Source organism: Streptomyces pyxinicus (assembly GCF_024753135.1).
Lineage (GTDB): Bacteria > Actinomycetota > Actinomycetes > Streptomycetales > Streptomycetaceae > Streptomyces > Streptomyces pyxinicus.
Genome location: NZ_JANUGP010000009.1, coordinates 62,474 through 80,870, shown reverse-complemented (window position 1 = coordinate 80,870; position 18,397 = coordinate 62,474). Strand labels below are relative to the sequence as shown.

General features: G+C 71.2%; 15 protein-coding genes and 1 pseudogene. 10 read left to right on the top strand and 6 right to left on the bottom strand.

The features are described from left to right. The first annotated feature begins 17 nt into the window (after positions 1–17). Positions 18–926 carry an RpnC/YadD family protein gene (locus tag NX794_RS14490; protein ID WP_258778926.1) on the top strand — a complete coding sequence of 303 codons (909 nt, stop codon included), beginning with the start codon at positions 18–20 and terminating at the stop codon, positions 924–926. Between the two features lie 19 nt (positions 927–945). Here the strand turns inward: NX794_RS14490 and NX794_RS35990 are convergent. From NX794_RS35990 to NX794_RS14460, 6 genes and pseudogenes are all read right to left on the bottom strand, one after another. Next, positions 946–1,347, bottom strand: a pseudogene (locus NX794_RS35990) (DUF1266 domain-containing protein); the annotation flags it as partial. 285 nt (positions 1,348–1,632) lie between these two features. Continuing rightward, positions 1,633–1,944, bottom strand: coding sequence for a hypothetical protein (locus NX794_RS14480; RefSeq protein ID WP_258778924.1), 312 nt, complete (start codon positions 1,942–1,944; stop codon positions 1,633–1,635). Next, the gene (locus NX794_RS14475) at positions 1,941–6,626 is read right to left on the bottom strand and encodes a putative T7SS-secreted protein (RefSeq protein WP_258778923.1); all 4,686 of its coding nucleotides are present in this window, start codon (positions 6,624–6,626) and stop codon (positions 1,941–1,943) included. The genes NX794_RS14480 and NX794_RS14475 overlap by 4 nt, the downstream gene beginning before the upstream one ends. Next, entirely contained in the window at positions 6,626–7,237 is a 612-nt protein-coding gene (locus tag NX794_RS14470) for a hypothetical protein (RefSeq protein WP_258778922.1), read from the bottom strand. The genes NX794_RS14475 and NX794_RS14470 overlap by 1 nt, the downstream gene beginning before the upstream one ends. Beyond that, positions 7,227–7,817: a hypothetical protein gene (locus tag NX794_RS14465; protein WP_258778921.1), complete on the bottom strand. Its 591-nt coding sequence runs from the start codon at positions 7,815–7,817 to the stop codon at positions 7,227–7,229. The genes NX794_RS14470 and NX794_RS14465 overlap by 11 nt, the downstream gene beginning before the upstream one ends. Positions 7,818–7,970: 153 nt before the next feature. Next, complete coding sequence (locus NX794_RS14460; protein WP_258778920.1) at positions 7,971–9,689, bottom strand: chitinase; 1,719 nt, start codon at positions 9,687–9,689, stop codon at positions 7,971–7,973. A gap of 377 nt (positions 9,690–10,066) precedes the next feature. Between NX794_RS14460 and NX794_RS14455 the strand changes: the two genes are divergently transcribed. Genes NX794_RS14455 through NX794_RS14415 form a run of 9 tightly spaced genes read left to right on the top strand, consistent with a single transcriptional unit; the run spans position 10,067 to position 18,386 of the window. Then, positions 10,067–10,912 (top strand): hypothetical protein, encoded by an 846-nt coding sequence (locus NX794_RS14455; RefSeq protein ID WP_428985908.1) that lies wholly within the window; start codon positions 10,067–10,069, stop codon positions 10,910–10,912. 55 nt (positions 10,913–10,967) lie between these two features. Further along, positions 10,968–11,675 (top strand): Flp pilus assembly protein CpaB, encoded by a 708-nt coding sequence (gene cpaB / locus NX794_RS14450; protein ID WP_258778919.1) that lies wholly within the window; start codon positions 10,968–10,970, stop codon positions 11,673–11,675. A 12-nt stretch (positions 11,676–11,687) separates the two neighbouring features. Further along, the gene (locus NX794_RS14445; protein ID WP_258778918.1) at positions 11,688–12,923 is read left to right on the top strand and encodes a CpaE/TadZ family protein; all 1,236 of its coding nucleotides are present in this window, start codon (positions 11,688–11,690) and stop codon (positions 12,921–12,923) included. Between the two features lie 36 nt (positions 12,924–12,959). Beyond that, complete coding sequence (locus NX794_RS14440) at positions 12,960–13,397, top strand: TadE family protein (protein ID WP_346434226.1); 438 nt, start codon at positions 12,960–12,962, stop codon at positions 13,395–13,397. Between the two features lies 1 nt (position 13,398). Further along, on the top strand, positions 13,399–13,746 hold the full coding sequence (locus tag NX794_RS14435; RefSeq protein WP_258778916.1) for a TadE/TadG family type IV pilus assembly protein: 348 nt from the start codon (positions 13,399–13,401) through the stop codon (positions 13,744–13,746). Positions 13,747–13,765: 19 nt separating this feature from the next. Then, on the top strand, positions 13,766–15,103 hold the full coding sequence (locus tag NX794_RS14430) for a TadA family conjugal transfer-associated ATPase (protein WP_258778915.1): 1,338 nt from the start codon (positions 13,766–13,768) through the stop codon (positions 15,101–15,103). Positions 15,104–15,108: 5 nt separating this feature from the next. Then, entirely contained in the window at positions 15,109–16,053 is a 945-nt protein-coding gene (locus NX794_RS14425) for a type II secretion system F family protein (RefSeq protein ID WP_258778914.1), read from the top strand. A 13-nt stretch (positions 16,054–16,066) separates the two neighbouring features. Continuing rightward, complete coding sequence (locus NX794_RS14420) at positions 16,067–16,954, top strand: DUF5936 domain-containing protein (RefSeq protein ID WP_258778913.1); 888 nt, start codon at positions 16,067–16,069, stop codon at positions 16,952–16,954. A gap of 25 nt (positions 16,955–16,979) precedes the next feature. Further along, a complete protein-coding gene (locus NX794_RS14415) occupies positions 16,980–18,386 on the top strand; it encodes a sensor histidine kinase (RefSeq protein WP_428985906.1) in 1,407 nt (468 codons plus the stop codon). Positions 18,387–18,397: the final 11 nt, after the last annotated feature.

Here is an 18,397-nt window from a genome sequence, read left to right as displayed (position 1 = left end):
TACCGAAAGGAGAGCTGATGGTCGGCTCGTCGCACGAGGCGTTGCACCGGATCTTCCAGAAGGATCCGGCGCTGCTGACGCGCGCGTTACAGAGGGTGCTGCACGTGCCCTTCCCCGAACCCCGTGAGATCGCGGCCCTGAACGTGGACCTCACCGAGATCGAACCTGTCGAACGCCGCGTGGACACCCTGCTGCGCGCGGAGACGGACGAGGGCACCTACCTCCTCGTCGTGGAATCCCAGGGAAAGGTCGACGAGAGGAAACGCGGCAGCTGGCCGTACTACCTCTCCTACCTCTACGAGAAGTACCGCTGCGAGCCGGTGCTCATCGTCATCACCCAGAGCAGCAAGACCGCCGCATGGGCCTCCCGCCCCATCCGCTTCGGCTTCCGGGACTGGCACTCGCTGACCGTACGCCCCCTCGTCCTCGGCCCCGACAACGTCCCCGTCATCACGGATGAACGCCAGGCCGAACGCGACGTCCCCCTCGCGGTGCTCTCGGCCATGACACACGGACGCGGCCCCCAGGCTCCCGCCATACTGGAATCCCTGGCAGCCGCCCTGCGGACCATCGACACCGACACCGCCGCAGTCTTCGTGCAGTTCATCGACTCCTGCCTGACAGACCCCCAGGCCAAGCACATGTGGAGGGACCTCATGACGGCCATCCAGTACTTCTGGCGACACCCACTCGCCGAACAGGTACGCGAAGAAGGACGCGAACAGGGACTGGAACAAGGGCTTGAGCGAGGTCGTATCGAGGACCGGCGGGAGATGACCCTCCGCATCCTGGAGTGGCGCGGCATCCCGGTGCCGGACCACGTACGCGAACGCGTGGCAGCCTGCACCGACCTCGACCAGCTCGAAGTCTGGGCCCAGCGAGCCGTACACGCCACCGACGCCACTGAGCTGTTGACCGAGAACTGACGCGCGATCGGCCCCTGGCTCACCGGAAGGGAATGGTGAGCCAGGGGCTGTCGGGGGTCGACATCAGGATGTGGTGGGCCTTGACCATGTCCTGGTACCAGGCGCCGAACTCCTCCTCGTCGAAGTGGAGGGAGCGGCCGAGGATGTAGCCGGCGGAGAAGTCCTGCCATGACTTGTAGGTCAGCGCGGCGGCCCGCCCGGCCTGGATGACTGCGGACTCGGCCTCCGGGAGAGACCCGTAGCGCGCCCCGAGTCCCCACCGGGCCATCTTCGACGCCCGGCCGAGATCCCAGGCGTCGACGGAGCCGACGTACTGCTTCTCGTCCAGCACGCCGTCCGCACGCATCCGGGCCTCGTAGCGCGTCATGCGGCTGACGAGCCGCTGCACGCCCTCGATCTCGTGGGGCGTTCGCCGCAGTGGCGTCATTTTGCAGATATGGCGCGCCAACTCCAATGGTGGATCCGGCTCCAAGTCTTTGAGGGGCCGGGTGACCCGGTGATGATTCCTGTCCGGACGTCGCCGCTCTGCAAGGTAGGGGGTGAGTGCAGTTGTAGGTGGTCGCTTGCCAATTTCTCCATCCCTAGTGACCTGTTTGGCTCGTTGGCCCTTCCGCTCCCACAGGTCATCCGACACGATCTACGGCGAAGCCCCCATGGCCCGGACAGCACTGAGCTCATGATGTCAGGCGTTCTGACGTATGCAGGCTCAGGTGTGATCGTTTGCTCGTTTATCCATGATCTGATGGACTGGAGGTCCCACCCTGATCCGGAGCTGCTTGTCGCGCTCATTGTGTGCTGCGATGGTCCCAGTCACCCGGGCGCCCGGGTCTGGCAATGGTGCAGGAGGGGGTTCTCCCGCCGGGTTGTATGAAGCAATGTCAAGGAAGGCGATGACGTCGGGCGCCCCTGAGAGTTCTAGAAAAACTCCGAACGGAAATTTCTTCTTCACTGTGCCTTGTGCCTGCGCCCCTACTGGGTACAGGGCCTTTGCGTTTTCCCACGGGTTCTTGATATTCATCTGTGTCGAATCCTGGGGTAGCGGTTAAGTTCTTCGACTACTGTGTTCGGTACTTCCAGTTCGGTAAGCGGGCCTCCTTCGTAAGGGTGCTCATGTTTGGCAAATCGTTCTAGATACTCGCCTTTCGGGATCTTTATTTCTATCACTCCTTCACCGTAATGTGAGGCGTACACTTCGGCTAGTTGCCGTTCCTTTGCGAAATAGACGAGGCCATTCATGTATGGATCGTCGGGCCCTCCGGGGAAATCGTCGGCCCGGTAACCGTGCTGCTCCTGGAAGTCGCCCTGACCTCTTTGAGGGGCTTTGTAGATCGACTGCACCTCGTCGGGGCATTCGTCTGGTGCCAGGCCGAGGTGATCGGTCCACACGTATGGGTTGAGAACATACGTGGCCGGATTCGGGGCGGGAGCGAGTCCAAGTGGGTCGTGAGTTAGGTATCGAGAGGTTTCGGGGTCGTAATGCCGGAAATAATTGTAATGCAGCCCCGTTTCCGGATCAAAATACTGCCCCGGAAAACGCAGCGGCGTATACGCGGTGCTGTCCCTCGCCCAGGCCGTCGTCCCCCACAGAGTGCTGCGGGTGCGCCAAGCGAGGGTCCCCCGTTCGTCCACCAGTTCTGTCGGTGTGCCGACCAGGTCTGTGACGATGGCGAAGAAGCGGGAGTCGATCTCCTCCTGAGGGGCGTTGGCCGGGGCGATGCGTTCTGTCTGGGTCAGGGGGCGTAGGCCTCGGTGGTCCCAGGTGAGGGTGACTGTGTTCGGCAACTCGGCCGATGCAGAGGTCTGTTCGCAGAGGGTTGTGCCGTCCCAGGTGAAGTCCACCCGCTCCACGACCGTCTCGCCGTCCGGCGCCAAGCGGAGCTTTGACGTGCGGCGGCCCAGGGGGTCGTAGGTGTAGCGCCAGCGGGTGCCGTCCGGGGTGACCACCGAGGTGAGGCGGTCCTCGGGGTCCCACTCGTAGCGCCAGGTGTCCGGCTTGCGGGAGAGGCGGGTCTTCCGGCGGAGGGTGATGCGGCCGAGCGCGTCGTGCTCGTAGCGGACGCCGCCGGCTCGGGTGATGCGGGTGCCCGCGTAGGCGCGCGGGCCCGTTGCCTCGGAGCCCGGGTGGTCCGACGGCCAGGTCGCCTCGGTCTGGTTGCCCGCCTCGTCGTAGGCGTACCGCTCCGTCCAGTTCGCCGCGTGGACCGCCGTCACCCTGCCTGTCGCGTCCAGGTCGAAGTGGCGGGTGCCGGCGAGCCGGTCCTGTACGGCGGTCAGGCTTCCGTCGGCGCGGTAGGTGTAGTTCCGGTGCTGGACCGGGAGGCCTGCGGCGCCTGTCACCGACTGGTCCGTCAGGCGGCCCATCGCGTCGAAGGTGTGCTCCAGCGTGACCGTCTCGCCGACGTGGCGTGTCAGTTCGCGGCCCAGTTCGTCGTACGTGAAGTCGATCGTGCGGCCCGACGCCACCATGCCGGTGCGGCGGCCCGTCGCGTTGTACGACCATGTCGTCTCGGCGCCGGTCGGTGTCGTACGGCCCGTGCGGCGGCCCAGTTCGTCGTACGTGTACGTCAGCGTGCGGCCGTTGACCGTCTCCGCGCGCAGGCGGCCGTGGCGGTCGCGGAGCAGGGTCAGCGACGTGCCGTCCGGGCCCGTCGCCTGCGCGAGTTGGTCCGTCAGGTCGTAGGCGTACGTCGTCGTGCGGCCCGCCGCGTCCTTGCGGAGCACCTGACCGAGTGCGTTCCGTTCGAGGGAGACCACCTGGCCGAGCGCGTTCCGCCGCTCGCTCAGGCGCCCCGCCGCGTCGTACGTGTAGCTCAGGGTGCGGTCGTCGAAGTCCGTCTCCTCCGTCAGGCGGCCGGCCTCGTCGTACGCGTACGTCCACGTCAGGCCCTGCGGGTTCGTGACCCTCGTCAGGCGCAGTTGCGTGTCGTGGTCGAACTCGTAGCGGACTCCGTCCGGGCCGGTGCGTGCCGTCAGCAGGTCGAAGTGGGTGTACTCGAAGTGGGAGACGCCGCCCAGGGCATCGGTGTGGCTGGTGCGGTTGCCCTCGCCGTCGTACGTCCAGGTCTCCGACGTGCCGTCGGCGGCCGTGCGGCGGGTGAGCCTGCCTTCGAGCGACCACTCCAGGCGGGTCGTCGCGCCGGTGGGGTCGGTGATCGCGGTGGGGAGGCCCAGTGCGTCCCGTGCGTAGCGGGTCGTCGCGCCCAGCGGGTCCGTCACCTCGACCGGGAGACCAGCGCGGTCGCAGACGATCGTGGTGGTGTTGCCGAGCGGGTCGGTCACCGACGCCGGGTGGCCGGCCTCGGTGTAGGCGAAGTGGGTCGTACGGCCGGCCGGGTCCGTCACCGAGGTGCGGTTGCCGCGTGCGTCGAAGGTCTGGCGGACGACCGAGCCGTCCGGGCGCACCACCTTCACCGGCAGGCCCAGGTCGTCGTACTCGGCCCGGGACTCGCGGCCGTCGGGGCGGACGGCACGGGTGAGGTTGCCGGCGTCGTCGTACTCGAACGCCGTTCGGTGGCCCAGCGGATCCGTGGTCGTCAGGAGGCGGTGGTAGCGGTCGCGGACGTGGTGTGTCGTCGCGCCCAGCGGGTCCGTCTCCGCGACCACCTGCCAGGCGTCGTTGACCAGATAGCGGCTGGTGTGGCCCTCGCCGGTCGTGGCCGTCGTCGTCCGCAGGCCGGTCGCCGGGTCCGGGTCCTCGTAGGCGAAGCGGTGCGTCAGGTGGCCGGCCGTGCCGCCCTGCGCGACACAGCGGTCCCGGTCGTCGTAGGCGTACGTGTAGCCGCGGTCGTTCGTGTCCGTCCAGGAGGTGACGCGGCCCGCCGCGTCGTACGTGAAGCGGAGCGGCAGGTCCGAGGCGCCGAAGACCTCCGTGAGGTCGCCGTCCGTGTAACCGAAGCGCTTCAGCCGCTCGCCGGTCGCCGCCAGGTGGTACGCCGTGACGCGGCCCGCCTCCGTGGTGACGCGGACGCCCTGGCCGCTGCTGGAGAAGACACCCAGCGGGGTGCCTTCCGTGTCGTACTCGAAGGTGATCCAGTTGCCGTTGCGGTCGTCGATCTGCTCCAGGACCGCCAGGCCGGGGCCGCGGTCGGCGAAGTGCCGGGTGCGGTGCGTGCGCGGGTCCGTGATCGTGTAGCCACCGTCCACCCGGTCCAGGGGGAGGCGGGGGCCGTGGCTCGGCAGGGTGGGCAGGCCGGGGGCCGGGTGGGGGTACGACAGGAGCAGGCCGTCCTCCGAGACGAAGACGACTCCCTCCGCGTCGATCTCCAGGCGCTGGTCCAGTGTGGAGGACCAGGACGGGCCGAACCAGCGGCCGAGGCGGTAGCCGGACTCCACCCGCCGGGTCAGGAGCAGCGGCAGGGCCCCCTGGACGGTCACGTCCGTCTGCGGCAGGTACATCTTGCCGGTCGCCACGTTGACCGGGTCGCCGCACTTCTCCGTGCTCTCGCTGGTGTGCGACGGCTGCTGCGGGTCCTCCTCCACCCGTCCCCGGGCCGTGCCGCCGGCCGCGTCCTCCGCCCCTGCCCGAGCCTCCCGCTGTGTCACCGACTCGGCCGCCCGGCGGGTCAGGCCCGCCTTCGCCGCGTCCCGGGCCAGGCCGGCCTCCAGGCCGGCGCCTTCGCCGGCGAAGAGCTGCGGAACCATCCGGCCGCCGAACTCGGAGGGGTCCTTGCGGAACTCCGTCCACATGTCCTTGACGGCCCGGTCGGGATGCGTGGCGGTGGAGGTCAGGCCGGAGAGCGTCATGCTGACGTTCTGGAGGTAGGCCGACGGGTGCGTGAGGTTGTACGGGTCGGTCGGATTGAGTCCGCGGGCGAAGTTGACCAGGCCCGCCGTGCCCTTGACCAGGCCGCCGTCGAAGTGGAGGACCTCGGTCCGCACGGCCCCGAAGCCGTCCGACGCGTCCGCCTTCAGGCGGGCGAGCGGCGGCGGTTCGGCGGGCGCGTGGGCCAGGGCCGTCTCCACGGCCTCGACGGCGGTGCCGGCCGCGGTGTTCCGCTGCTTGCGGGCCTCGGTGAGGATCTCGCGGGCGCGCTGGACGTCGGCCTTGCCGGGGTCCACGAACTCCCCGGGGCTCGGGCCGGGGTCCTTGCCCTCCTTGACGGCCGCCTTGTAGGCGTCGGCCTTCTTGTCGTAGGCGCTCGCCGCCTGCTGGGAGGCGCGCATGCCCTTCTTGTACAGGTCGATCGCGTCCCGCGCCCGGCCCTGGGCCCAGGTGACGGTGTCGGCGTACGTCTCCAGCGCCGCGGCGGCCGTGTGGCAGGCGTCGGCCGCGTGCAGCCACTTCACCGGGTGCATGGTGAACTTCTTGCGGAACGCCTCCGCCGCCTCGCCCTGCCAGGAGGACGAGTCCAGCTTCCGCATCCCCTGGCCGACCTTGTCGAAGGCGGTGTGGAAGTCCTTCAGGTGCTTCGCGGTCGACCGGATGTCCCGCGCGTTGCCGTGCACGAGCTCGGAGGCCAGCTCCGTCTCGCCGAGTTCCCGCTCACCCGGTGTGGCACCGAGCTGGGAACCGGCGTAGTCGCCGGCCGCCCTGACGACGTCGGCGTACTTGTGGGCTCCGACGTGGTCCAGGGCGTCGCCGGTGAGGTCGGCGCCCTTCTCGATGCCCTTGCCGACGACCTTCTTGCCGTCCTCGTAGAGGTGCTCGCCGAACTCCAGGCCGCTGTCGAGGCCGTCGCCGATGTCGCCGATGATGCCCATCAGCCCGCACCGCCCGGCTGGTCCTCGCCACCGTCGAGCGCGTCCTTGACGTCCTCCGGTGTGACACCGACGCCGATCGGTGCGAGCGGACCCAGCGGAGCCGTCATCACGTCGTGGCCGGCAGCCCGCAGGTTCTGGTCGGAGGCCAGCATCGCCTCGGTGAAGGACTTCTTGCTGTAGTCCACGTCACCGCCGTAGGCACCCGACTCGGCGATGTCGCCATAGCCCATCTTCTCGACCTTCTCCTCGGCGGCGTACGGGTTGCCCGCCAGCGAGTTGAGGCCGACCTTCACGGCGCCGCCCACGTACTGGTCCGTCTCGTACAGCGTGCCGGCCGACAGGCCCACGCCCTCCGCGAAGGAGTTGCCCTCCGCCACCAGGGCGCGCACCCCCCACTCCCAGCGCTCGCAGAAGGACGCGAACTTCGACGTCAGGTCCTCGTGACCGAGCTGCATCCCGGACAGCTCCAGGTTGCCGAAGCCCCGGCCCACCCCCGCCAGGCTGTCGATGCCCAGGCCCTTCAGGTCCGAGAGCGTGAGCGTGATGCCCTGCGCGATCAGGTCCAGCCCTTCGGCCTTCAGGTCCTTGCCCTTGCCCTCGTCACCGCTCATCGCCGGGCCTCCCCTTCGTCTCCTCGACGGGCCGGTCGACGGCCACCGCGTCCGGCACGATCCCCGATACCGGCGGGAATAGCGCTCCTTCGCCCGCGCTGCCCACATCCAGGGCGACCCCGCAGGGCACCCCGGCGGCCCGGACACCGGCGTCCAGCAGCCGCGCGCCCAGGCACCGCTGGTACGCCCACTCCCGCTCGCCCTCTCCCCGCGCGAGGGCGAAGCGGGCCAGTGCCGCCTCGTCCGAGAAGGCGTAGATCCAGCGGATGCCGCCCTGGTCACCGGTCAGGGGCGCGCCGGTCTCGTCCACGGGTACGAGCACCGCGGCGCGGCGGAACTCGCCGAGCAGCGTCGCGAATTCACGGCGTCGGCGTTCCACGGCTTCCGTCGCGTCGGTCACGGCTGCCGCGTGCTCAGGCGGAGCGGGGGCTGCGGAGGCCGCCGGTGTGCCCGGGGCCGGTTGGCCGGCGCCCGCCGCTTCCATGTGGTCGTGGTCGTGGCCGTAGTCGTAGTCGTAGTCGTACAGCCTTGACCTGGGTGTTTCTCTGGTCGAGGTGGCCTCGCCCCCGTGTTCAGCCATGCCCGGGATCATCACATCCCGCTCTCGCGCGTCGCAACGCGGAAGCACACCCGCCGTGTCGGTCCGGCCGGTCCCGGATCTCGTCACCGGTGTCCGCGCGTACGACGGCGCCCGGACCGCCCCCGAGGTCCGGGCGCCGCGACTCAGTGACTGTTACGGCAGCGCGTGCACATGCGCCCCCACCGCGCTCGACCACGCGTTCCCCGCCGCCGCGTCCCAGTTGGTGGACCAGGTCATCGCGCCGCGCAGGTCGGGGTAGGTCTTCGAGGGCTTGAAGGAGCCGCAGCTGGTGGCCTTGGTGAGGCAGTCGAGGGCGTTGTCGACCACCGTGGGGGAGACGTAGCCGCCGCCGGCCGCGCGGGTGGAGGCCGGGAGGCCGAGGCCCACCTGGGAGGGGGAGAGGCCGCCTTCGAGCTGGATGCAGGCGAGGGCCGTCAGGAAGTCGACCGTGCCCTGGCTGTAGACCTTGCCGTCGCAGCCCAGCATGGAACCGCTGTTGTAGTACTGCATGTTGACGACCGTGAGGATGTCCTTCACGTTCAGCGCCGTCTGGAAGTAGGAGTTGGACGTCGACTGCATGTCGATCGTCTGCGGGGCCATCGTGAGGACGAGGGAGGCGCCCGCCTTCGCGGACAGGGCGCGCAGGGCCTGTGTCATGTACGTCGCGTTGAGGCCGTTCTCCAGGTCGATGTCGACGCCGTCGAAGCCGTACGTCTGCATGAGGGAGTAGACGGAGTTGGCGAAGTTCGTGGCCGACGACGAGTCGTTGACCGAGATCGTGCCCTTCTCGCCGCCGATGGAGATGATCACCTTCTTGCCGGCCGCCTGCTTGGCCTTGATGTCGGCCTTGAACTGGTCGGCCGTGTAGCCGCCGAGGCCCGCCGAGTCGAGGGTGAAGGAGACCGCGCCCGGCGTCGAGGTGGCGTCCGCGAAGGCGACCGCGATGATGTCGTAGGCGGCGGGGACGTCGGAGATCTTCTGGACCGTCGCGCCGTTGTCGAAGTTCTGCCAGTAGCCGGTCACCGCGTGCTTCGGGACCGAACCGCCGCCTCCGCCGCCCGTGCCGGCGGCCGTCGTGCCGGTGACCTTCGCCGACTTGGCCGACTCGCCGGCCGCGTTGGCCGCCGTCACCTGGAAGCCGTACGCCGTCGAGGCCGCGAGGCCGGTCACCGTCGCCGACGTGCCCGTCACCGCCGTCACCTTGGTGCCGTCGCGGTAGACGTTGTAGCCCGTCGCGCCCGACACCGCCGACCAGGAGAGGGAGACCGAGGAGGAGGTCGTACCGGACACGGCGAGGCCGGAGGGGGCCGCCGGGACGGTGGGTGCCGGGTCGGTGCCGCCTCCGCCGTCGGGGCCGTAGACCGAGACGTCGTCGGCGTAGTAGGCCGCCTGGCCGTACCAGCCGTGGGTGTAGACCGTGACGGAGGTGGTGGAGGCGCCCGTGGTGAACGTCGTCGTGAGCTGCTTCCAGGACGCGGTGTCGGGGGTCCAGGTCGAGACGTCCGTGGTGCCGGTGCCCGTCACGCCCAGGTAGGAGTAGCCGCCCTGGACCCACGCGCTCAGTGTGTACGTCGAGTTGGGCTTGACCGCCACCGACTGGGTGCACTGGGCGTTGTCCTGGCCGGCCGGGGTGGCCTTCAGGGCGGCGGTGCCGGCGTGCACCGGCGAGGAGACCGCCGTACCGCTGCCTGCCGTACAGGTCCAGTTGGTCAGACCCGACTCGAAGCCCGCGTTCCTGACGTTGTTGACATCCGCCGCGGACGCCGGGGAGGCGGCGGCGAGGCCCGCCACCGACAGGGCGAGGGCGGTGGCGGCGGACCACGCCGCGAGTCGCCGTCCGCGGGGTCTGGGTATGCCTGGTGCGCGGTCCACTGGTGCCTCCGAGGGGAGTTCGGCGGGAAGAGGAGAGGAAGGGAAGGGAACGGGAGAGGGGCGAACGAACGGTGGTCACCGCTGGCTCAACTGGCTGCACTGCCCTTACTGGCTCTACAAGTTGGTCCAGACCAATAGGGGTGTCAAGAGGTCCAGACCAAAACCGTTTCCGGCCGCCGAGGCAACCTGTCCGCATTTGCCGGGGGTTGTGCACCGAGAGTTCCCCGCGAGCTTCCCCAACGGTGTTCTCCGGCCAGACGGGCGTGGTTACAGTGCTCGGGTAGTCACGCAACGAAGTCGTTCTGGCGCACGGGAGTCACCCCGGTGGGCCGGCGGGTGTGAAGAGCGGGGAGCTGCGCGTGCCAACTGCCATCGCCGTGACCAGCGCCGACATGGCGTTGCCGGCGCAGGACGAGCGGACCGTGCCCGCCGCCGTGCTGCGCGGCCTCGACCAGCGGCCACTGGACGACGCCCTCACCGAGCTGTACGCCCTCGTCGAGCAGTACGGGTACGTGGTGGTGGTCTGTTCACCGGCCACCCCGGAACCCGTCCTACGGCGCCTGCACACCCTGCGCTCCCTGCTGGAGAGCGACCGCGTCGCCTTCTTCCGGCCCGAGCTGCCGCCGCTCGCCGTCGCCGTCCTGGCCCGGCAGTTACGGCAGCTCGCCTCCTGCGACCTGAGCCCCGGCGTGCTCGCCTCCGCCGGGCGCCTGCTCACCCACTACCTGCACGCCGGGGCCGTGCTCGGCTCCGTCGCCCGCCTCGACCGCGTCCCGGTGGGGCTCAAGGCGCACGCCAAGTCCTGGGTGCCCGGCAGCCAGTTCGCCGTCCTCGCCCACCCCGAGCCGCAGCTCGTGCGCGTCGGACCGGACGCCACCCTCAAGGGCCCGGAGTTCAGCACCTGGATGCTGGTCGCGAAGGGGTCGCTGCAGAGCGAGTGGGTCGGCGGTCTCGGCACCGCCTGGAACGTGCACGGGCTGCGCGAGACCCCACTGCCCGCCGAGTCCCCGGTGTGGTGGGGCACCGGCCGCATGACCGAGTTCTGCGGCTATCTCGCCGACCTCTCCGTCCTCTACCAGCTCGTCACCTCGGTACGGCAGACGCGCTGCCACTGGTGCGGCCTCGACGTCATCGGCGACCGCTGCGTCTTCTGCTCGGCCACCCCGCCCGCCCCCGAACCGGCCGCGTCCCGCGCCGCCCTGGAGCAACGCACGCCCGTCTGACGTCTGACCGGTCCGACAGCGACGGCCACCACCGACAAATGAGGTTGCACGGTTCATGAACTCCCGTCAGCGCCGCGGCGTGATACTGCTGATCCTCTCGGTCCTGTGCGCCGCCGGCGCGTTCGCCGGTGTGCTCTCCGTCGTCCGGGACGCGAACTCCAAGGTCGGCCCCGAGGTCACCGCCTACCGGGTGAAGGACGACGTCAAGCCGTACACCTCGCTGACCGACGGCCAGTTCGAGAAGATCCGGATGCCCAGGCGCTGGCTGTCCGGCACCGCCGTCACCGACCTGCGCCAGATCCAGGGCAAGATCGCCGTGACCACCCTGGAGGCGGGCTCCCTGCTCCAGACCGACATGATCGTGGACCGGCCCGCCCTCCAGCCCGGACAGCAGGAGGTCGCCATCATGATCGACGCGGCCACCGGGGTGGCCGGCAAGATCACCGTGGGCTCCCGCGTCAACGTGTACGCCACCTTCGAGGGTGCGAAGGAGGGCGACCCCGACCAGTCGAAGATCATCGTGACCAACGCCCGGGTCCTCGAAGTCGGCCACATCACCGCCCTCGACCCCGACCACGACAAGGACCAGCGGGGGCCCACCGAGGCCGTCCCCATCACCTTCGCGCTGTCCACCCTCGACGCCCAGCGCGTCACCTACGCCGAGTCCTTCGCCCAGCGGGTCCGGCTCGCCCTGGTCGCCCCCGGCGGTACGACCAGCGTCCCGGACAAGGACCGCACCTACGAACTCGCGACGGACAAGTGAGAGGCGCCCCGCATGCCCACCAGGATCCTCCCGGCCGGCGCGGACCCGGACGCCGTCCGCTCGCTGGTCACCCTGCTCAGCCAGCTCCCCGACGCCGAACCCCAGCCCCCGGCCACCGACTCCACCCAGCTCGTCGACCTGCTCGCCCGGCTCGCCGCCGAGTCGGTCGAGGAACTCCCCGAGGTCGTCGTCGTCCATGAGCGCATCGGCCCGGTCCCGGCCCTGGAGCTGATCCGCGAGATCGCCCTGCGCTTCCCGGCCGTCGGCGTCGTCCTCGTCACCACCGACGCCGGTCCCGCCCTGTTCGCCGCCGCCATGGACGCCGGCGCCCGCGGCCTGGTCGCGCTCCCGCTGTCGTACGAGGAACTCGCCGGCCGCGTCCAGGCCGTCGCCCAGTGGTCGACCGGCGTACGGCGCCACCTCGGGCACGGCGCCGACGTGCTCGGCGGCGCCGGCGGCACCGTCGTCACGGTCAGCGGCGCCAAGGGCGGCACCGGCGCCACCCTGGCCGCGATCCAACTCGCCCTCGCCGCCCAGGCCTCCGGCCGCGCCACCGCCCTGGTCGACCTCGACCTGCAGAGCGGCGACGTCGCCTCCTACCTCGACATCCAGTTCCGCCGCTCGGTCGCCGACCTCGCCACCATCACCGACATCTCGCCGCGCGTGCTGGCCGACGCCGTCTTCCGCCACGACACCGGGCTCGCCCTGCTGCTCGCGCCCGGCGAGGGCGAGCGCGGCGAGGAGGTCACCGACCGCGCCGCCCGGCAGATCGTCAGCGCCCTGCGCTCCCGCTACGAGGTCGTCGTCGTGGACTGCGGCGCCCAGCTCGGCGGCGCTGGCGCGGCGGCCGTCGAGATGGCCGAGGCCGCGCTGCTGGTCACCACCCCGGACGTCATCGCCGTACGCGCCGCCAAACGCACCGTACGGATGTGGGACCGGCTCCAGATCCGCAAGGCCGAGGAGACGACGGTGGTCGTCAACCGGCACAGCCGCACCACCGAGATCCAGCCCGCGCTCGTCCAGCGCATCACCGGCACCGCCCTGGCCCGCACGGCGATCCCCGCCAACTTCAAGGAGCTGCAGGGGGTCGTGGACTCCGGGCGGCTGCACGAACTCGACGCCCGGAGCACGGTCAAGCAGGCCCTGTGGGCGCTCGCCGGCGAACTGGGCCTGGTCCGGGCGCCCGAGGGGCCCTCCCACCGGAGCGGGAGCCGGGCGACCGCGGGCTTCCGGCGGCGGAAGGAGTGAGCGGGTCATGAGACGGGCGGAAGAGGTGACCGGGCCATGAGACGGGGTGACTGCCGGAGGCGGGTCACGGGACGGGGTGACGGCCGGAGGCGGGTCACGGGACGAGGTGACGACGACCGCGGTCAGGTCAGTATCGAGTTCCTCGGCATGACACCGCTGATCCTGCTGACGCTGGTGCTCGTGTGGCAGGCCGTCCTGGTGGGGTACACCTTCACGCTCGCCGGGAATGCTGCCGACGAGGGAGTGCGGGCGGGTACGGCGGTGGCGCCGGGGGAGCGGTCCGGAGTCTGCCGGGAGGCGGCCCTGCGGGACCTGCCGGACGCATGGCGAGGGGGTGCGGGTGTGGAGTGCGGTGGCAGCGGCTTCGTGACCGCGGACGTGTCCCTGCGGGTGCCGGTGCTCTTCCCGGGCCTGATCGGCTTCCCGGCCACGGTCAAGGGCCACGCCGGCGCCGTCGAGGAGGTGAAGCACTGAGATGCCGGACCGACGCGGGCGACGCCGCGACGCGGGCCAAGTCGCCATCGAATACCTGGGGTTCGTCCCCGTCCTGCTGATCGTCGCCCTCGCGGGCATCCAGCTCGGCGCCGTCGCCTACGCCGCCGAGCAGGCCGGTACGGCCGCCCGCGCGGGAGCCCGGGCCGCGTCCTTGCGGCAGGACGCGCAGCAGGCGTGCGCGGGAGCCGTCAGCGGCGGGATCTCGGTGGCCTGCGCGTCGTCCGACCAGGGCGACTCGGTGCGGGTCACGGCCACCGTCCGGATACCGAGGATCCTCTGGAGCCTCGGCGACACCACCAAGACCGCGACCATGCCCCTCGACCACTGACCGAGGAGAAGCGACCCCCATGAGCCTGCGCGCACGCATCAGCACCCCGGAGGAGCACGGCAGCCGGGGCGAGGACGGCCACCTGGTCGCCGCCTACCGCGCCAAGCTGCTGGAGGAGATCGACCTCGCGGAGATGAGCGCGCTGGCGGCGGCCGAGCGCCGGGCCCGGCTGGAGCGGGTGCTCGGGCACATCATCAGCCGCGAGGGCCCGGTGCTGTCGACCGCCGAACGCGCCCAGCTCATCCGCCGGGTCGTGGACGAGGCCCTCGGGCTCGGCATCCTCGAACCGCTGCTGGAGGACGCCTCGATCACCGAGATCATGGTGAACGGCCCGGACGCGGTCTTCGTGGAGCGCGGCGGCCGGGTCGAACAGCTCCCGCTGCGGTTCGTCTCCGCCGACCAGCTCATGCAGACCATCGAGCGGATCGTCTCGACGGTCAACCGGCGCGTGGACGAGTCCAACCCGATGGTCGACGCCCGCCTGCCCTCCGGCGAGCGCGTCAACGTCATCATCCCGCCGCTCTCCCTGACCGGGCCCATCCTGACCATCCGCCGTTTTCCGCGCTCCTTCACGCTCCAGGAACTGGTCGGCTTCGGCTCGCTGGACGAGCCCATGGTGTACCTGCTGGCCGGGCTGGTGCAGGCCAAGTTCAACGTCATCGTGTCCGGCGCGACCGGCACCGGCAAGACGACCCTGCTCAACGCCCTGTCCGGACTCATCCCGCCGCACGAGCGCATCATCACCATCGAGGACTCCGCCGAACTCCAGCTCCAGCAGACCCATGTGGTCCGCCTGGAGTCCCGGCCGCCGAACGTCGAGGGCAAGGGCCAGGTCACCATCCGCGACCTGGTGCGCAACTCGCTGCGGATGCGGCCCGACCGGATCGTGGTCGGCGAGGTCCGCGGCGGCGAGTCCCTCGACATGCTCCAGGCCATGTCCACCGGCCACGACGGCTCGCTGGCCACCGTGCACGCCAACAGCGCCGAGGACGCCCTCACCCGGCTCCAGACCCTCGCCTCCATGTCCGACGTCGAGGTGCCCTTCGAGGCCCTGCACGACCAGATCAACAGCGCCGTCGACGTCCTCGTCCAGCTCACCCGGTTCGCCGACGGCGCCCGCCGCATCACCGAGATCGCCCTGCTCGACAGCCACGGCGGGGAGCCGTACCGGCTGGCGACCGTGGCCCGCTTCGACGCGCGGCCCATGACCGCCGACGGCCGCGTGTACGGCGCCTTCCGGTACTTCCCGCTGCCCCGCCGCACCGCCGACCGCCTCTACATGGCGAGCCAGCCCGTCCCCGGCGCCTTCGGCGTCGCCCGCTCCGCGGACCAGCTCGCCACCCGGGAAGCCAGGTAGCCCCCATGGAACTCCACACCCTCGTCCAGCTCACCACCGGAGTGACGCTGCTGACCTGCGTCCTCGCGGTGGCCGGCGTGCACAGCTACGCCTCCGGACATGCTCGGCGCGCCGCCCTCGTCGAACGCCTCGCCCTCACCGGGGCACCCCCGACGGGCGGCCGCCGGCGCCGCTTCCGCGACCTGGACCGGCGACTGCGCCGCACCCGCCCCGGCCGCCGACTGGAACGGCGCCTGGCCGCGACCGGACTCGACGTCACCCCGGGCGAGTTCACCGTCTACATGCTGGCCGCGGTCGCCGCGCTCTGGCTGATCGGCCAGGCCGCCCTGGCCCCCTTCTTCGGACCCCTCGCCGGCCTGCTCGGCATCTGGGCGGCACTCCAGTTCCTCACCTGGCAACGCCAGAAACGCATCGAGCGGTTCATCAACCAGCTCCCCGAACTCGCCCGCATCCTGGCCAACGCCACCCAGGCCGGACTCGCCCTGCGCACCGCGATCGGCATGGCCGCCGAGGAACTGGAGGCCCCGGCCGGCGAGGAACTGGCCAAGGTCGCCGACCAACTCGCCATCGGCCAGAGCCTGGACGACGCCCTCGGCGAACTCGCCGACCGCCTGCCCTCCCGCGAACTCGTCGTCCTCGTCACCACGCTGGTCCTCTCCAACCGGGCGGGCGGCCAGGTCGTCTCCGCGCTGCGCAACCTCACCGAGACCCTGGAGGAGCGCAAGGAGACCCGGCGCGAGATCCGCACCCAGCTCTCCCAGGTGACCATGACGTCGTACGCCGTCCCCGTGCTCGGCGTCGGCGCCCTGTTCCTGATGAACGGCGTCAAGGACGGCGCGCTCGCCCGAATGACCGGCTCCCCGGTCGGCCAGGCCTGCGTGCTGATCGCCTTCGCCCTGTACGCCGTCGGCTTCGTCCTCATCCGGCGCCTGAGCCGGATCGACGTCTGAGGAGGCGGACACCGTGGCCCTCCTGCTTGCCCTGCTCATGGCCCTCGCCGTCTGGGGCGCCTTCGCCGGCCTGCGCATGTACCGCGCGGAGGCCAAGCTGCCCGCCGACCTCGCCGTGGCCCTGGAGGTCGGCGCCACCCGCACCGGCGCGGTCGGCTCCGTCATCGACCGCGTGGGGATGCGCTACGCGCCCACCGTGCTGCGCCTGATGGGCCCCCGCCTGGTGGCCACGTACCGCCGCCGGATCGACCTCGCGGGCAATCCCGGCGGCCTGACCATCGACCGCTACGCGGCCCGCCGCGCGGTCTACGGCGCGCTCGGCGCCGTCGGCTTCCTGGTCTTCCTGCTGCGCGGCCAGTGGTTCGTCGCCGTCCTGCTGCTGCTGTTCGGCGCGTTCTGGACGGAGGTCGGCATCTGGTCGGCGATCCGGGTCCGCAAGGACGTCATCGAGCGCACCCTGCCCGACTTCCTCGACGTGCTCGCGGTCGTGGTCAGCGCGGGCCTCGGCTTCCGCCAGGCCCTGGACCGGGTCGCCTCCCGCTACGAGGGACCCTGGGCCGACGAACTGCGCATCACCCTGCGCCAGATGGACCTCGGCGTGAGCCGCCGCCAGGCCTTCGCGGAACTGCGCCGCCGCAACGACTCCGAACAGGTCGCCATGTTCGTCACCGCCCTCCAGCAGGGCGAGGAACTCGGCGCCCCGATCGTCGACACCCTGGTCTCGCTGGCCAAGGACATGCGCCGCACCGACGCGCAGAACGCCCGGCGCAAGGCCGCCCGCGCGGTCCCCAAGGCCACGCTGATGATCACCACCTTCATGGTCCCGGCGACGATGCTTCTGCTCGGCGCCGGCCTGCTGCTGGGCTCCGGGGTGGACTTCGGTTCGCTCACGGGGGAGTGAGGCGGGGGTGGCGGTGACGGGGCTCATGGGGGGCGGACGACGGGGGTCCTTGCGCACGCTGCGGTCCTTCGGCACGCTGCGGTCCTTGCGCGCGCCGCGAGCTCCGGCCTCCGAGGCCCGGAGCGCGCTGACAGCCCGACTGACCGCCCGCCTGAGCGCGCGGACGCGCACCGCCGCGCCCCCGCCCGCCGAACCCTCCGAGAAACTCCAGGTGCGGGCGCTCCAGGCGGTGTGCCGGCAGGTCTTCGGCTTCCGGCTCGCGATGATCGTCCTGGCCGCGCCGGCCGCCCTGCTGAACGCGGCCCCGGGACTCGGCGCCCGCCTGGCCGGCGCGGCCGTGGTCGTCACGTTCATGGTGTCCTACGTCCTGTTCCGCGACTGGGAGCGCTTCGGCCCCCTGCTGCTGCGCCACCCCAGCCTGCTGGCCGCCGACACCCTGTTCGGCTCCTTCCTGCTGGTCTCGGCGGGCCCCGACAGCACCCTCGCCTACGTCAGCGTCTGCACCCCGCTGCTGGCCGGACTCGTCTACGGCTGGCGCGGCGCGGCCTGCTTCGCCTCCCTCCAGTCCCTGATCCTGCTGCTCGTCCACGCCACCCTGAAGGCCGGCCGGCACGCCCCGGTCGCCGAGGCGCTGCTGCTGCCCGGCCTGTGCGTCATCGCCGGCGCCATGGGCTCGACGCTGCGTGGCCTGATGCTCCGCTTCGGCGCCGCCACCCAGGCCCTCACCGCGACCCAGGCGCGCCTCGCGGCGGCGGAGGCGGTGAGCGCCGAACGCGCCCGGCTGGCCCGGGAGATGCACGACTCGGTGGCCAAGACGCTGTACGGCGTGGCCCTGGCCGCGGACGGCCTGGCGGCGACGGCCGCGTCCGACGCCCCCGACCCGGCCCGCATCCGGCAGCAGGCCGACCTGGTCTCCCGCTCTGCGCGGACGGCGGCGGCACAATCCCGCGCCCTCCTCTCCGACCTGCGACAGGACCGTACGGCCGGCGCGCCCTGGGACGCCCTGCGCACCCGGGCGGCCGGCTTCACCGCCCGCACCGGCCTCCCGGTGACCTGCCACTGGCCGCCCGACGCGGCGCTCCCCGCCCTGCCGGCACCGGTCGCGCACCACCTCACGGCCATCACCGAGGAGGCCCTGGAGAACGCCCACCGCCACGCCACGGCGACCCGCGTCGACCTGTCCGCCACCCTCCACGACGACGTGCTCCGCCTCACCGTCCACGACGACGGCAAGGGCCTGCCGCCCGGCACCACCCTCGAACGGCTGCGCGCCTCGGGCCACTTCGGCCTCCTCGGCATGGTCGAACGCGCGGCCCAGGCCGGCGCGCGCATCCGGATCGGCCGGGGCTGCCACGCCGGCGGCACGGAGGTCCGCGTGGAGGTCCGCCTGCCGTCCCCGGATGCCACGGTTCCGCGGCGCCGGGAAGCCTGATCGGAGACGAC

Bases quoted from the DNA above. Each gene is read 5' to 3' on its own strand.
- NX794_RS14490 (WP_258778926.1), top strand. From the start codon at position 18: ATGGTCGGCTCGTCGCACGAGGCGTTGCACCGGATCTTCCAGAAGGAT.
- NX794_RS14480 (WP_258778924.1), bottom strand. From the start codon at position 1,944: ATGAATATCAAGAACCCGTGGGAAAACGCAAAGGCCCTGTACCCAGTA.
- NX794_RS14475 (WP_258778923.1), bottom strand. From the start codon at position 6,626: ATGGGCATCATCGGCGACATCGGCGACGGCCTCGACAGCGGCCTGGAG.
- NX794_RS14470 (WP_258778922.1), bottom strand. From the start codon at position 7,237: ATGAGCGGTGACGAGGGCAAGGGCAAGGACCTGAAGGCCGAAGGGCTG.
- NX794_RS14465 (WP_258778921.1), bottom strand. From the start codon at position 7,817: ATGGCTGAACACGGGGGCGAGGCCACCTCGACCAGAGAAACACCCAGG.
- cpaB (WP_258778919.1), top strand. From the start codon at position 10,968: ATGAACTCCCGTCAGCGCCGCGGCGTGATACTGCTGATCCTCTCGGTC.
- NX794_RS14445 (WP_258778918.1), top strand. From the start codon at position 11,688: ATGCCCACCAGGATCCTCCCGGCCGGCGCGGACCCGGACGCCGTCCGC.
- NX794_RS14440 (WP_346434226.1), top strand. From the start codon at position 12,960: ATGAGACGGGGTGACTGCCGGAGGCGGGTCACGGGACGGGGTGACGGC.
- NX794_RS14435 (WP_258778916.1), top strand. From the start codon at position 13,399: ATGCCGGACCGACGCGGGCGACGCCGCGACGCGGGCCAAGTCGCCATC.
- NX794_RS14430 (WP_258778915.1), top strand. From the start codon at position 13,766: ATGAGCCTGCGCGCACGCATCAGCACCCCGGAGGAGCACGGCAGCCGG.
- NX794_RS14425 (WP_258778914.1), top strand. From the start codon at position 15,109: ATGGAACTCCACACCCTCGTCCAGCTCACCACCGGAGTGACGCTGCTG.
- NX794_RS14415 (WP_428985906.1), top strand. From the start codon at position 16,980: ATGGGGGGCGGACGACGGGGGTCCTTGCGCACGCTGCGGTCCTTCGGC.